Raw genomic sequence first — 15,618 nt, 5'->3', positions numbered from 1 at the left:
AAAATTTTAACAATTGAGTAAACAAACTATTGTTTCTCTTTACGAGCAGTCACCTAAAATAAAGCAGATTGTTCAACAACTTCAACAAGAAAACCAAAAGCTTCAATTACAGCATTTGGCAGGATCTTCATTGTCTTTTGTAATCTCTAGTAGCTTTAAACAAGTTGAAAAACCCTATCTACTGATCTTTAATGATAAAGAAGAAGCAGCTTATTATTTAAACGATTTAGAGCAATTGTTAGGCGATAAAAATGTGTTATTTTATCCAGGTTCTTATCGTCGTCCTTATCAGATAGAAGAAACCGATAACATCAATGTTTTACTGCGTTCAGAAGTTTTAAATCGTATCAATTCACGTAAAAAACCAGCGGTTATTGTAACCTATCCTGACGCTTTATTCGAAAAAGTAGTTACTAAAAGTGAACTAGAACGAAGCACATTAAAACTAAGTTTAGGTGAACAGATTTCCCTCGATTTTGTAAACGAGGTATTGTTCGAATATCAATTCAATCGTGTAGACTTTGTTACTGAACCTGGAGAATTCGCCGTTCGTGGCGGTATTATAGATGTCTTTTCTTTTTCTAACGAAGAACCTTATCGAATCGAATTCTTTGGTGACGAAGTCGATAGTATTCGAACTTTTGATATTGAAACTCAGCTATCAACAGAAAAAGAAAAAAAGATTAGCATTCTACCAAATGTTGAAAATAAAAAACTACAAGAAAAGCGTGAGAGTTTTATAAAATACATCTCAAATAAAACGGTCGTTTTTTCGAAGAATAGTGAATTACTCTTTGGTCGATTAGATAAATTATTTAATAAAGCTCAAGCGGCTTTTGCCGAAACAAAAGGTGAGTTAAAATTATCTGAACCAGAAGCTTTATTCTGTAATAGTAACCTTATCAAGCAACAATTAGAGGAGTATAGTTTTGTAGAATTAGGCAATTCTAATATTTCTAATTCAATTTCTTTTGATTTGGTTCCTCAACCTTCTTTCAATAAACAATTCAATTTGTTGATTGAAAATCTCAATGAAAATACTAAAAACGGCATAGAGAATTATCTGTTCTGTGCCAATGAAAAACAAGCACAACGTTTTCATGATATTTTTGATGATGTTGATGAAGATGTCACTTATAAAACCATTGTTTTTCCATTATATCAAGGGTTTATTGATGCAGAACATAAAATTGCTTGCTATACAGACCATCAAATATTTGAACGTTATCATAAATTCAGGTTAAAAAGTGGCTTTGCTAAAAAGCAATCTATTACATTAAAAGAACTTAATAGTTTACAAATTGGTGATTATGTTACACACATTGATCATGGTATTGGTAGGTTTGGCGGACTCCAAAAAATTGATGTAGAAGGCAAAAAGCAAGAAGCAATTAAGCTTATTTATGGAGATAGAGATGTACTCTACATTAGCATTCATTCACTCCATAAAATTTCTAAATATAACGGTAAAGATGGCAAGGTTCCTAAGTTGTTTAAATTAGGTTCTGGAGCTTGGAAAAAACTCAAACAAAAGACCAAAACTCGTGTAAAGCAGATTGCATACGATTTAATTCAACTCTACGCTAAGCGTAAAATGCAAAAAGGGTATGCTTACAATCCTGATAGTTATATGCAATTGGAGTTGGAGTCTAGTTTTATGTACGAAGACACTCCAGACCAATCTAAAGCAACTGCTGATGTAAAATTAGACATGCAAAGCCAACAACCTATGGACAGGCTAGTATGTGGAGATGTAGGTTTTGGTAAAACTGAGGTAGCCATCCGCGCAGCTTTTAAAGCAGTTGATAACGGTAAGCAAGTGGCTATTTTAGTACCAACCACCATTTTAGCATTTCAACATTTTAGAACTTTTAGTGAGCGTTTAAAAAACTTTCCGGTAACGGTAGATTATTTAAATAGATTTAGAACTACCAAACAGCGTAATGTAGTTATTGATGGATTAAAAAGTGGTGCTGTAGACATTGTGATTGGTACACATCAATTAGTAAATAAGAGTGTACAGTTTAAAGATTTAGGACTATTAATTGTTGATGAAGAACAAAAGTTTGGCGTATCCGTAAAGGATAAATTGAAAACCATAAAAGAGAATGTAGATACACTGACCTTAACGGCAACACCAATACCAAGAACGTTGCAATTTTCGCTAATGGCAGCTCGTGATTTATCGGTTATTAATACACCGCCGCCAAATCGACATCCTGTTGAAACTAATATTATCCGCTTTAGCGAAGAAACCATTCGAGATGCTATTCAGTATGAAATCTCTCGTGGTGGTCAAGTCTTTTTTATTCATAATCGTATTGAAAACATTAAAGAAGTTGCTGGCTTGATTCAGCGTTTACTTCCAGATGCAAAAGTAGGTATCGGTCATGGTCAAATGGAAGGAAAAAAGCTAGAGCAATTGATGCTTAGTTTTATGAGTAATGAATTTGATGTCTTAGTTTCTACCACTATTGTGGAAAGCGGTCTTGATGTACCCAATGCCAATACTATCTTTATTAATAATGCAAACAACTTTGGCTTGTCTGATCTGCACCAAATGCGAGGACGCGTGGGGCGTTCTAATAAAAAAGCATTCTGCTATTTTATTACACCACCATACCATATGATGACGGATGAGGCCAGAAAACGTATACAAGCGTTAGAATTATTTTCTGATTTAGGTAGTGGATTTAATATTGCAATGAAAGACTTAGAAATCCGTGGTGCTGGTGATTTATTAGGTGGTGAACAAAGCGGATTTATTAATGATATTGGTTTTGAAACGTATCAAAAAATATTGAATGAAGCTATTGACGAATTGAAGGAAAATGAGTTTAAAGACTTATATAAAGACGATGATGATACGCCTAAAGTATTTGTAAAGGATACGCAAATAGATACAGATTTTGAAATTCTTTTCCCAGACGATTATATCAATTCAATTAAGGAACGATTAAGTTTATACAATGATCTTAGTGCTCTAAAGGATGAAGAAGAGTTAATGACTTATGAGTTACAATTAGTTGATCGATTTGGTGAATTACCAGTGCAAGCTCAAGATTTATTAAATAGTGTTCGATTAAAATGGGTTGCTAAACAATTAGGTATAACTCGATTGATTTTAAAGAAAGGCAAAATGATTGGTTATTTTGTTTCTGATCAACAATCACCATTTTATCAAACAGAAATTTTTACCAAAATTTTACAATTTGTACAACACAATTCTGCTATTTGTAAAATGAAAGAGAAAGAAACCAAATTAGGTTTACGTTTATTGCTTTCTTTTGATAACATAAATTCTGTGGATAAAGCATTTACTATTCTGAAAAAAATATTGACTTGAAAAATCAACATTTAAAACATCTTGTAGAGCTTAATTTAGCGATGCTATTTATTAGTACTTCAGGTGTTTTAGGTCGTTATATTTCGATGCCGCCACCAGTCACTATTTGGATTCGATGTTTATTGGCTATGGTTATACTTGGAATTTTTTGCTGGTATCAAAAGATAGATTTAAAAATTACCAGCAAAAAAGACTGGAAAACAATTGTTTTAAGTGGTATTTTTTTAGGTGCTCATTGGATAACCTATTTCTATAGCTTACAATTATCTAATGTGGCAATTGCAATGCTTTCTTTATTTACATATCCGGTAATTACAGCCTTGTTAGAACCTGTTTTTTTTAATACTAAGCTCAACAAAAAACACGTGTTACTTGGTATCATCGTTTTAGTTGGTATATATTTTCTAACTCCAGAATTAAACCTAGAAAACAATTATACCAAAGGCATACTTTTAGGATTACTTTCAGCTATTTTTTATGCCATTAGAAACATGATTCTCAAAAAGAAAGTTTCAACTTATAATGGTTCAATGTTAATGCTCTATCAATTAATAGCGTTAGCTTTTGTATTATCACCAGTGCTTTTCCTTTTTGAGGTGCAACCTAGCGCAAATGATTGGAAAGCACTCATGATTTTAGCATTGCTCACAACTGCTATAGGGCATACCCTATTTGTAAAGAGTTTTAAAAATTTCTCAATCTCGAGTGCAAGTATTATGAGCAGTATACAGCCTATATATGGTATTTTGCTAGGAGTGTTATTTTTAAGTGAAATACCCTCTTCTAAAACTATTATTGGAGGAATTTTAATACTGTCTACTGTAGTAATAGAAAGTATTCAATCGAGTAAAAATAAGTAGACTATCCCTTTACAAATTCGTCATCTTGAAATCTAGGGCCTGGATACGAATAAAAACCTTTGCCGACCTTCTTCCCTAGCTCTCCTCTATCTATATATTCTTTTAAAAGCTTAGAGAATCTTTTACTTTTTTCGTCTTTAAACACATGTACTACGTGCCAAGCGGTATCTAAACCTATTTCGTCTAAAATACCAAATGGGCCCATAGGCATTTTAAAATTACCCATCCAAGAACGATCTACATCTTCTATACTTGCCACATCAAAAGTTACTAAAGCGCCTGCAGCTCCAATTAGTGAAATTAACATAGTATTAAAAATATATCCTGGGTTTTCTCTTTTAATTATTACAGGCGTTTGCTGAATACTTTCACCATATTCTTTTAGTAACGGAATTATCCAAGATTCGGTTTTAGGATTGGGCATTATATCTACCACATTTGCATAAAAAACATCATGAAAATGCAATGCGCAAAATAAATTTGGCCGCCCTGTTTCTTGAGCAAAAAGTGATGGTAACAATGATGAAGTGTTGGTAGTAAAAATAGTTTCTGAAGGGCATAATTTACCAAATTGAGTCCATACTTTTTTCTTTAACCCTAAATCTTCGGTTACAGATTCACTAACTAGGTCTGCATTTTTAGCCGCTAAATTTGAATCAGTTGTAAATATTTGATTCGCTAAAGCCTTTTCTGATTGTTGTTTAGTAATAGTCTCATTCTTGATCAAAAAACTAATTAAGTCTGACTGTATTTTTTTTGCCTGCTTAAAGGCTTCTTCTCGTATATCATATACGACTACTTTATAGCCATTTAAGGCATTTGCTAAAGCTATACGTAATCCTAAAGTACCGCTACCTAATATCAATACATTTTTTATATCCTTAAGTTCTTTCATATTCTAATAAAAATTATTGATTCGATTAAATTGAATAGCATTCTTAGCATTACTACCACAGGCCTTTACAATATGAATTAAAAGAGCAAAACGTTCGTCTGTAGTAAATCCTTTTTTATAACGGGCATAAATTTGTTGAGCAATAACACCTAATTTAAAGCATCCAAAAACGTAGTAAAAGAGAATATCTTCTACATTAATATTTCTAAGCGATCCGTATTTTTCAATAACTTCTTGTCGTGTTAAATTGCCTTCTGGCCATGTTAAATTATAAGCTTGCAAAGCAGGATGATCTTTAGCTTCTACCCAGTAGGCTAGTGAAGTTCCTAAATCCATTAAAGGATCGCCGACTGTAGCCATTTCCCAATCTAAAACAGCTTTTATCTGTAATGAATCAATATCTAAAACCAAATTATCATACTTATAATCGTTATGAATAAAAGAAGTTCTTTCATTTTCTGGTAGATTACTTTGCATCCACTCTGCAGCTTCATTCATTGACTTTATCTCATCTGTTTCAGCCTTAAAATAGCGTTTCGTCCAGCCTTCCACTTGCCGTTTTACATAACCTTCTGGTTTCCCTAAAGAAATTAAACCAGATTTTTCTAATTCTAGATTATGTAGATCAACTAAATTTTCAATAGTTTGATTAGATAATTTCTGAAAATGGTTCGGAGTTAAATCTAATCCTTTAGGTATTCGGTTTCTTAAGATTATTCCTTTAACACGTTCCATTAAGTAAAAAGGTGATCCTAAAACTGAATCATCTTCGCAATATATAATCGGCTTAGGAATTTTAGCATAAACAGGCTCCAATAAACTCAATACATTAAACTCTCTGCTCATATCGTGAGCAGATTTTATATTGGCTCCAAAAGGTGGTTTACGCAATACGTATTCATTAGAACCAGAAGTAATTAAATAAGTAAGGTTAGAGAACCCTCCAGGAAACTGTTTTATAGTTATTTTGTTATCAAAGCCAGATATATTTTGTTTTAAATATGTAATTAGCTTTTGTGTATCTAACTCTTCACCTTTACGAATTTCAGACGCTTTATCTATCACATCACTCATCTACTTCTTCGCGTTTAATCCGTAATTCTTTAAAATCTGTCTTGCTAAAGTAGATTTGTGCACTTCGTCAGGTCCATCATAAATTCTAGCGCCTCGTTCATGTCGATACCAAAAAGACAAAATAGTATCATCCGTGATTCCTAACGCTCCATGTACTTGAATTGCTCTATCTAGCACTTTCATCAGCACATTGGCAACATAAAACTTAATAGTAGAAATTTCTAATCGCGCAGCTTTTGTGCCAACTTCATCTATTCTTTGAGCCGTATGAAGTACCATATACCTAGAAGCATCTATTTCAGCTCTACTTTCAGCAATCCAATTTTGAATGGTTTGTTTGTTGCCTAACATGTTTCCATTTCCTAAGTCTCTAGTTGCTGCTCTTTTACACATCATATCAAAAGCGCGTTCGCAAATGCCAATCCAACGCATACAATGATGAATTCTACCAGGGCCTAAGCGTTGTTGTGCTAACAAAAATCCATCTCCCTCATTACCAATTAAATTCTCTGCGGGCACTTTACAGTCTTTATATTCTATTTCTGCATGACTAAAGTAGGTGTCGTTCGTTTCTCCCATAATGGGGATATTCCGTTTTAAATAAAAGCCTTCCGTAATAGTTGGTACGACAATCATACTCGCTTTTTGGTACTTGTTATCTGCTTCGGGATTGGTATTTGCCATTACAATCGCAAAGGATGCTCCGTCAGCTGAAGTTGTAAACCATTTTTTACCATTAATGATGTAATGATCTCCTTCTTTAACTGCTGTTGTTCCCATATTTACAGGGTTAGAACCTGCAAAATCCGGTTCGGTCATCGAAAAACAACTTCTAATTTCGCCATTTATTAAGGGTTCTAAATAGGTTTCTTTAATATGACCTGAAGCATGACTTAATAACAACTCTTGATTACCAATATCTGGCGCATTACAATTAAAACAATAATGTCCGTAAGGTGATTGACCTAACAATTCGCTTATCTGTCCAAATTCTACTAAGTTAAAACCTAGCCCACCGTGAGATTCTGATAAATGTGGGTTCCACAAGCCTCTTTCTTTAACCAGTGAGCGAATTTTTGCTAATTCTGGCTCAACTTTGCTAAATGGTTGATTTAAATAGTTTAGTTCTAACGGGAATAAATTTTCTTCTAAAATTGTTTTAACTTTTGGTAAGAATTGTTCTAATTTTTCAGAAGAAAATATATTCATAATCGATTGCTTTAAGTGCGAGGATTACAAATATAACGAAAAGGAATCTCTAAAATTAATAGCCATTTAAGTTACAGCCAGTTTACGAATCATAGTAGATAATACTCTTGGGAAGAACCGTTTTACATACACCGACAGTTTTTCTAAAAATCCACCAATTACAACTTCATGCTTTTTGTATTTAATTGCTTTCAACATTTTTTTTGCAAAATAATCTGGTGGTAAACCTGCTTCGGTTTTTTTATCCATACTATTTTGAGGTGAACCATCACTGGTTAATGCGTTCATAGAAATTTCTGTCTTTACATAACCTGGGCATACCAATGTTACATCTATATTATCCTTATGAATTTCTGCTCTCAAACTATCAAAAAAGCCATGCAATGCATGTTTAGATGCGGCATAGCTAGATCGTAAAGGGGTTCCTAATTTTCCTACAACAGAAGTAACTACTGCAATATGTCCTTGCTTTTTTGCAACGAAATATGGTAGTAACGCTTTGGTTAGCGCCACCGTGCCAAAATAATTAGTTTTAAAAATCCGTTCGTCAATTACCATACCAGTATCTATAGCTAAAGAACGCTGACTAATACCTCCATTATTAATAAGTATATCAATTTCTCCGTAAAGGGAAATAGCTTCCTTCACCAACTTATCTAAACTCTTATAATCATCAAGGTCAACCTGTAATACTTTTACTTTATCAGGATACTCACATAATAGCCGAACTTCTTCTAGTTTTTCAATATTTCTAGAAGAAATAATTACGTTAGCACCTTGATTTGATAACGCTAACGCGGTTGCTTTACCAATACCCGAAGAAGCTCCAGTAAGCCAAACAACTTTGTCTTTAAAACTCATAAAATTCGATTTTGAACAAATGTACTTAATTGATTTAAAACTGTATTTTTGGTTCGGTTTTTGTAAATCTTCTACTATGATCAAAAAATTATTTTGTCTTTTTGTTTTTACAGCATTTCTTAGTAATGCACAACACACTATAAAAGGTGAAATGCATCCTGCAGAAAATTATCCTTGGATGCTATTATATAAACTGCAAGGTGCTAAACAAGATTTTGTAGCTTATGATTCTATAAAAGATGGTAAGTTTCAAATAACAGTACCCAAAAGTGCAACAAGTGGAGTTTACAGATTGATCTATGACAATCAAAACCAATTATTTGTAGATGTAATTTATGATAATGAAGACATCGAGTTTAACTTTCATCCAAAGCATCCTAGCAGTTTGGTTCAGTTTCACAAATCGAAAAATAACAAGCTATATTCTGATTATCTACGAGCAATTACAAAAACAGAAAAAAAATTAGATTCGTTACAGGTAGCTTATTTTAGTTCTACCTCTTTAGATGATACCAAAATAAAAGCTGCATATCAAAAAAATAAAGCTTTGTTAGATAAAATTCAAACTACTTTTGAGCGTGAATCTCTAGGGCAATTAGCCAGTCATTTTATTAAAGCAAGTGCTCGATATAATGCTCCTGAGCCAATAAAATCTTCGACAGATTATTTAAAAGAGACTCAAACACATTTTTTTGACAATATAGATTTTAATAATGCGGCGCTAGACAATTCTACATTTAAACACGATAAGATCAATGATTTTATTTTTTATCTGAATAGTACCGATGACTCCGAAACACAAACTGCTTTAAGAAAAGAAGCCATTAATCTGGTGTTAGAAAAAATTAAATCGAATCAGACTTTTTCTAAAGATGTTCAAGAAAGTTTGTTGTATAATTTTGCGCAACAACAAGATGTGGTAATGACCAATTATATGATCAATCACTACTTACAACTACCAAAAGAATTACAAGATGCAGCATTTATAAATGACATAAAAGGGCAATTGCGTACTGCTTTAGGTAATATAGCACCTAATATTTTATGGGATGAAAATGGCGAGCAAAAGACTCTACACAAATTATATGGTTCAGCTAATTATTTGGTGGTGTTCTGGAGTTCTGGCTGCTCACATTGTTTAAAAGAATTACCATTACTTAAAGAATATTTAAAAGACAAACCGAATGTGCATGTGGTGGCTGTTGGTTTAGAAGATGAGCAAAGTACTGCTAACTGGCAAAAAGAAATTGCTAAATACCCTAATTGGACACATGTGTATGGCAAAGACAAATGGAAAAATAAGTTTGCTAATATATATGGTGTCAATGCTACACCTTCTTTCTATTTTTTAGATTCTAAAAAGAAGATTCTTGCAAAACCTGATGACGTAAAGGAATTAAAGGCATTTTTAAATAAGTAATTAAAAATGCAAAAAAGCATCTTCTAAATGCTCAATAGAAAAATTATTACCATTTTTAACAATAGCAATAATATCAAACCGCACTTCTACATCTAAATCTTTAGATATTACATATTCATCAATTGCAGAAACCAGTAATCTTATCTTCTTGGGGTTTACAAAATCTTGAGGGTTACCAAAATCTGAAGTAGAACGTGTTTTTACTTCAATAACAGCCAACGTGTTTTCTTTTTGAGTAATAATATCAACCTCAGCTTTTTGGTAACGCCAGTTTTTATCTAAAATAGTATAGCCTTTACTCTGTAAAAATTCTAAAGCAAGCTGTTCGCCTTTTTTACCAAGTTCGTTATGTTGTGCCACTAGTTCTTAAACTTAACAATGGTTTTATTATCACGAACTTTTAATGAAATCTCTCTACCTAAAATCAACGCTCTATTATCTCTTATATGCCCAGCAGGGAAGTCAAAAACTACAGGAAAATCGTATTCTTCTATAACATCTAAAATGATTTGTTCTACGGGCTTACCAAACTCAACATCATTTTCTCTTACCTTAGTAACACCGCCAACAACTAAGCCATAACAATTGTCGAAATAACCATTACGCTTTAGGTTACGCATCATTCTATCAATATGGTATGCATATTCTCCTAGATCTTCAACAAAGAGGATTTTTCCGTCAGTGTTCATTGAGGTTTCAGAACCCAATACACTATATAAAATGGAAAGATTTCCTCCGATTAACTGCCCTTTCGCTTTTCCTTTTTTGTTGAATTTAGAGCTTTCAAATTCATACTCAATTTCCTCTCCAAACAACGCTTTTCGCAACGATTCTTGCGATGCTTGTTGCTCTTCGTTTCCTAATTTTAATGTAGAAGGCATCAAGGCATGCAGCGATTCTCCACCTCTATTATGTATAGCATTATGTATTACGGTAACATCAGAAAAACCAATGATCCATTTCGGGTTCTTTTCATAATTAGAAAAGTCTAAATGATCGACAATACGAACGGTTCCATATCCGCCTCGAGCGCACCAAATTGCTTTAATAGAAGGGTCATCTAATGCCTTTTGAAAGTCTTTGACGCGTTCTTCATCTGTTCCTGCAAAATGACCATTCGGTTTGTATAAATTTTCACCAAGCTTTGCTTTTAATCCCCAACTTTTTAAGAGTTCAATACCGTTATCAATAATGGTAGAATCAGAAATAATTCCTGCGGTAGCCAAAATCATTACTGTGTCACCTTTTTGTAAATAGGGGGCTTGCATAAGTGGCGAATTGATAATTTTTGCCTTACGCTTTTGCGAAAAACAAAATGTCATGTTAAACATTAGCACAACAATGAATAAATTTCTATAAAATTTGCCTTTAATCATTATGCTACTTTTTGTAAAAATACATTTTTATCTATAAACGTACTTAACACCAAATAAGTATTAAAACAGCTGCAAGAAATCACTTCTTTTGCCGCTATTCTTCGTTAAAAAATTTAACCGTAGCTAGTGCTATGCTGAAATTTTTTGCCTAGACCATCAAAAAAATATTCTAATTTCTTTATTACCATTTCAAAACTCATTTGGTGTAGCGCGTTTTTCTTACTTTTGCCCTTACAATTTTTGAAGATGACTACACCGAAAAGATATACTATTACAGCTGCATTACCTTACACTAACGGCCCTATTCATATTGGTCATTTGGCTGGAGTTTATGTGCCTGCTGATATTTATGCACGTTATTTACGCTTGCGCGGAAAAGATGTTATCTACATCTGCGGTAGTGATGAACATGGTGTTGCTATACCGATGCGTGCAAAAAAAGAAGGTGTATCACCTAAGGAGATCATTGATAAATACCATACAATCATTAAGAAGTCTTTTGAAGATTTCGGAATTTCATTTGACAACTATTCGCGCACTTCTGCCAAAGTACATCACGAAACCGCGTCTGAATTCTTTAAAAAGATGTACGAAAATGGGCAGTTTGTAGAAGAAACCAATCAACAACTTTATGACGCTGAAGCAAATCAGTTTTTAGCAGATCGTTTTGTTGTGGGTACTTGTCCAAAATGTGGTTTCGAAGAAAGTTATGGCGATCAATGCGAGAATTGTGGTACCAGTCATAATGCAACAGATTTAATTAATCCGAAATCTGCCATTACTGGGAATGTTCCCTCCTTAAAACAAACAAAACATTGGTTTTTACCTTTAGATCAATATGAAGGATTTTTAAAAGAATGGATTTTAGAAGGTCATAAAATTGACTGGAAACCAAATGTATACGGGCAATGCAAATCTTGGATAGATGACGGACTAAAACCAAGAGCAGTTACTCGCGATCTTGATTGGGGAATTCCTGTTCCGGTAGAGGGTGGAGAAGGCAAAGTATTGTACGTATGGTTCGATGCACCTATTGGATATATTTCGGCTACTAAAGAATGGGCAGAACGCGAGGGCAAAGATTGGGAACCTTATTGGAAAGATAAAGATACCAAGCTATTACATTTTATTGGTAAGGATAATATTGTATTTCACTGTATCATCTTCCCTAGTATGTTAAAAGCAGATGGCAATTATATATTGCCAGATAATGTACCAGCTAATGAATTTTTAAACCTTGAAGGAAATAAATTATCGACTTCAAAAAATTGGGCAGTTTGGCTGCATGAATATTTAGAAGAGTTTCCAGATAAACAAGATGTATTGCGTTATACTTTAACAGCAAATGCACCAGAAACAAAAGACAATGACTTTACTTGGAAAGATTTTCAGGCAAGAAACAACAATGAACTGGTTGCCATTTTTGGGAATTTTATCAATCGTGTTGTGGTGCTAACTAACAAATACTACAATGGAGTTGTACCTGAACAAGGTAAGTTATCTGAAGTTGATGAAGAAACTTTGGAACAACTGCGAAAATATCCTCAGATTATTACTAAATCTATAGAACGTTATCGCTTTAGAGAAGCGTTAAATGAATTAATGAATCTCGCTCGTTTAGGAAATAAATATTTGGCTGATGAAGAACCTTGGAAGGTAATTAAAGAAGATGAAGAGCGTGTAAAAACCATTATGAATATTGCGCTACAAATCGCTTCTGGTTTAGCTGTTTTGTGTGAGCCTTTTTTACCGTTTACATCAAAGAAGTTAAAATCTATTCTAAACTTAGAAAATGAATTGAGTTGGTCTGATGTTCCAGAAAACAAAGAACTTATTTCTTCTGGTCACCAAATAGGCAGGTCAGAATTGTTGTTCTCAAAAATTGAAGATGCGGAGATTCAAAAACAACTAGACAAATTAGAAGCTTCTAAAAAAGCAAACGAACAGGCTAATAAAACTGTAGAACCTCAAAAAGATACTATTGAGTTTGATGACTTTACCAAGCTCGATATACGTGTTGGTACTATTTTAGAAGCTGAGAAAGTACCAAAAACCAAAAAATTACTGCAATTAAAAGTTGATGTAGGCATTGACACTAGAACTATTGTTTCTGGTATTGCAGAAACTTTTTCACCTAAAGACATTATCGGGCAACAAGTGACTGTACTGTGTAATTTGGCTCCTAGAAAAATTCGAGGTGTAGAGAGTCAAGGCATGATTCTTATGGCCGATACACATGATGGAAAATTAGCTTTTGTTGAGCCTGAAAGAGCTGTTACTAACGGACAGCAGATAAGTTAGTTATGATTCACTTCATTACTTCGAAAACTAGTCTTCCTCAAAAATCAATTCAAAGCACCATTGAATTATTAAATGAAGATTGTACTATTCCGTTTATTGCTCGCTATCGAAAAGAGCGTACAGGTAATTTAGATGAAGTACAAATTGGTGATATAGTAAAGCACAAAGAGCAATTCGAAGCTCTTGAAAAGCGTAAAGAAGGTATTTTAAAAGCTTTGGTAGAGCAAGATGTTCTAACTGATGAGTTAAAACAAAAAATCTATAACTGTTCTGATATCACTTCTTTAGAAGACATCTACTTACCTTATAAAAAGAAGCGCAAAACCAAAGCGGAAACTGCACGTAATAATGGCCTAGAGCCTTTGGCTAAAATTATTATGGCTCAAAATGCGAATGATATTGAGTCTATCACATTTAGATATGTAAAAGGAGATATTACATCTGTTGAAGATGCTTTACAAGGAGCTCGTTATATTATTGCAGAATGGATTAACGAAAGAACGGATATTCGAAATAATATTAGATATCAATTAGAACGTTTTGCAACCATATCTACAAAAGCGATAAAAGCCAAAATTGATGACGAAAAAGCTCAAAAATTTAAAGACTATTTTGACTGGAACGAATCATTAAGTAGAATTCCCTCACATCGTTTATTAGCTATTTTGAGAGCTGAAAACGAAGGGTTTATCCGTGCAAAAATTGAAATAGACAACGAAAGAGCTTTAACAAAAATTGAAGATAGAATTATTCGTTCTAATAACGATTGTTCTAAGCAAATTCTTTTAGCAATAGAAGATGCTTATAAACGATTGTTGTTTCTTGCATTATCAAACGAAGCCCTATCAGTTGCTAAAGAAAAAGCCGACGAAGCTGCCATTACTGTTTTTGCTAAAAACCTAAAGCAATTGTTGCTAGGATCTCCTTTGGGTGAAAAACGAATTTTGGCTATTGATCCAGGATTTAGAACTGGCTGTAAAGTGGTTTGTTTAGATGCTCAAGGTAGATTAAAACATAATGAAACTATCTTTCCTCATCCGCCACAAAACGATCGCAAAGGTGCTATAAAAAAGATAAGTTCGTTAGTTGATGCTTATAAAATTGAAGCAATTGCCATCGGAAATGGTACGGCATCAAGAGAAACTGAACAATTAATAAAACGTATTCAGTTCAAAAATGAACTTCAGGTATTTGTAGTAAGTGAAGCAGGTGCTTCTATTTATTCTGCATCAAAAATTGCTCGTGACGAATTCCCTAATTACGATGTTACCGTTCGAGGCGCAGTGTCTATTGGGCGTCGTTTAGCAGATCCTTTAGCCGAATTGGTAAAGATTGATGCAAAATCTATTGGTGTAGGGCAATATCAACACGATGTTGATCAAACTAAATTGAAGAAATCACTCGATACCGTAGTTGAAAGTTGTGTGAATACGGTTGGTGTAAATATTAATACTGCCAGTGAATCTCTATTGAGTTATGTCTCTGGTATTGGTGCAAAACTAGCAGAAAATATTGTAAATCACCGCGATGAAAATGGTGCATTTACTTCTAGATCATCAATTAAAAAAGTGACTCGATTGGGTGGAAAAGCTTATGAACAAGGTGCTGGTTTCCTACGTATTAAAAACGCGAAGAACCCGTTAGATGATTCGGCTGTACATCCTGAAAGTTATTCTATTGTAGAACAAATTGCTAAAGATCAAAATGTATCTATTTCTGATTTAATCGGAAATTCAGCTATTCTAAAAAAAGTAAATCTTGAAAAGTATTGTACTAAAGCAATTGGTTTACCAACATTAGAAGATATTATTAAAGAATTAGAAAAACCAGGATTAGACCCTAGAGAAAAGGCGAAGGTTTTTACTTTTGATCAAAACATTAAAGCCATTAATGACTTGCGAGAAGGTCAATTATTGCCAGGTATTATAAATAATATTACCAATTTTGGTTGTTTTGTAGACATCGGCATCAAAGAAAGTGGTTTGATACACGTTTCAAACTTATCAGATACTTTTGTAAAAGATGTAAATGAGCATGTGAGCTTACATCAGCAAGTTATTGTAAAAGTTCTGCAAGTAGATATCGCTAGAAAGCGAATTCAGTTGAAACTACATAAATAAAAAAGCCTCCAATGCCGAACTGTACGGGAGGAGACTTTTATTTGGAACATTAGTTTTACTAATGGTTGATTTCTGGGTCAAAAATAATATATAAATCTGAAGTAAATCTAAAGAAATCAGGCTATTGCAAAAATTTATTTCTTTAGAAATTCTTTA

Annotated in this window: 11 protein-coding genes; 5 read left to right on the top strand and 6 right to left on the bottom strand. The window is 33.4% G+C overall.

Annotation, left to right across the window (positions count from 1 at the left end; all coding sequences use genetic code 11):
* Window positions 1–13 precede the first annotated feature (13 nt).
* Together mfd and AC1EUV_RS04475 are read left to right on the top strand one after the other, a co-directional pair.
* Window positions 14–3,346 (top strand): transcription-repair coupling factor, encoded by a 3,333-nt coding sequence (mfd, locus tag AC1EUV_RS04480; protein WP_480197470.1) that lies wholly within the window; start codon window positions 14–16, stop codon window positions 3,344–3,346.
* Window positions 3,343–4,206: a DMT family transporter gene (locus AC1EUV_RS04475; RefSeq protein WP_480197469.1), complete on the top strand. Its 864-nt coding sequence runs from the start codon at window positions 3,343–3,345 to the stop codon at window positions 4,204–4,206. The genes mfd and AC1EUV_RS04475 overlap by 4 nt, the downstream gene beginning before the upstream one ends.
* A gap of 1 nt (window position 4,207) precedes the next feature.
* On the opposite strand, the gene AC1EUV_RS04470 is transcribed toward AC1EUV_RS04475, so the two are convergent.
* The 4 genes from AC1EUV_RS04470 to AC1EUV_RS04455 all read right to left on the bottom strand — a co-directional run bounded on the left by AC1EUV_RS04470 (window position 4,208) and on the right by AC1EUV_RS04455 (window position 8,245).
* On the bottom strand, window positions 4,208–5,101 hold the full coding sequence (locus AC1EUV_RS04470) for a 3-hydroxyacyl-CoA dehydrogenase (protein ID WP_480197468.1): 894 nt from the start codon (window positions 5,099–5,101) through the stop codon (window positions 4,208–4,210).
* A 3-nt stretch (window positions 5,102–5,104) separates the two neighbouring features.
* Window positions 5,105–6,175 carry a phosphotransferase family protein gene (locus AC1EUV_RS04465; protein ID WP_480197467.1) on the bottom strand — a complete coding sequence of 357 codons (1,071 nt, stop codon included), beginning with the start codon at window positions 6,173–6,175 and terminating at the stop codon, window positions 5,105–5,107.
* The gene (locus tag AC1EUV_RS04460; protein ID WP_480197466.1) at window positions 6,176–7,384 is read right to left on the bottom strand and encodes an acyl-CoA dehydrogenase family protein; all 1,209 of its coding nucleotides are present in this window, start codon (window positions 7,382–7,384) and stop codon (window positions 6,176–6,178) included.
* A 66-nt stretch (window positions 7,385–7,450) separates the two neighbouring features.
* Window positions 7,451–8,245 carry an SDR family oxidoreductase gene (locus AC1EUV_RS04455; protein WP_480197465.1) on the bottom strand — a complete coding sequence of 265 codons (795 nt, stop codon included), beginning with the start codon at window positions 8,243–8,245 and terminating at the stop codon, window positions 7,451–7,453.
* 76 nt (window positions 8,246–8,321) lie between these two features.
* On the opposite strand from AC1EUV_RS04455, the gene AC1EUV_RS04450 reads away from it, so the two are divergent.
* Window positions 8,322–9,665, top strand: a complete 1,344-nt coding sequence (locus AC1EUV_RS04450; RefSeq protein WP_480197464.1) for a thioredoxin-like domain-containing protein — start codon at window positions 8,322–8,324, stop codon at window positions 9,663–9,665.
* On the opposite strand, the gene AC1EUV_RS04445 is transcribed toward AC1EUV_RS04450, so the two are convergent.
* Window positions 9,666–10,025: a YraN family protein gene (locus AC1EUV_RS04445; protein ID WP_480197463.1), complete on the bottom strand. Its 360-nt coding sequence runs from the start codon at window positions 10,023–10,025 to the stop codon at window positions 9,666–9,668.
* Complete coding sequence (locus AC1EUV_RS04440; protein WP_480197462.1) at window positions 10,025–11,041, bottom strand: S66 peptidase family protein; 1,017 nt, start codon at window positions 11,039–11,041, stop codon at window positions 10,025–10,027. The genes AC1EUV_RS04445 and AC1EUV_RS04440 overlap by 1 nt, the downstream gene beginning before the upstream one ends.
* Before the next feature lie 246 nt (window positions 11,042–11,287).
* Between AC1EUV_RS04440 and metG the strand changes: the two genes are divergently transcribed.
* Together metG and AC1EUV_RS04430 are read left to right on the top strand one after the other, a co-directional pair.
* Window positions 11,288–13,342, top strand: a complete 2,055-nt coding sequence (gene metG, locus AC1EUV_RS04435; protein ID WP_480197461.1) for a methionine--tRNA ligase — start codon at window positions 11,288–11,290, stop codon at window positions 13,340–13,342.
* A 2-nt stretch (window positions 13,343–13,344) separates the two neighbouring features.
* Complete coding sequence (locus AC1EUV_RS04430) at window positions 13,345–15,462, top strand: Tex family protein (protein WP_480197460.1); 2,118 nt, start codon at window positions 13,345–13,347, stop codon at window positions 15,460–15,462.
* Window positions 15,463–15,618: the final 156 nt, after the last annotated feature.

This window comes from Maritimimonas sp. 2304DJ26-3 (assembly GCF_056591635.1).
Note: the sequence above shows the minus strand (reverse complement) of the source record. Positions and strands in the feature narration are given on the sequence as shown.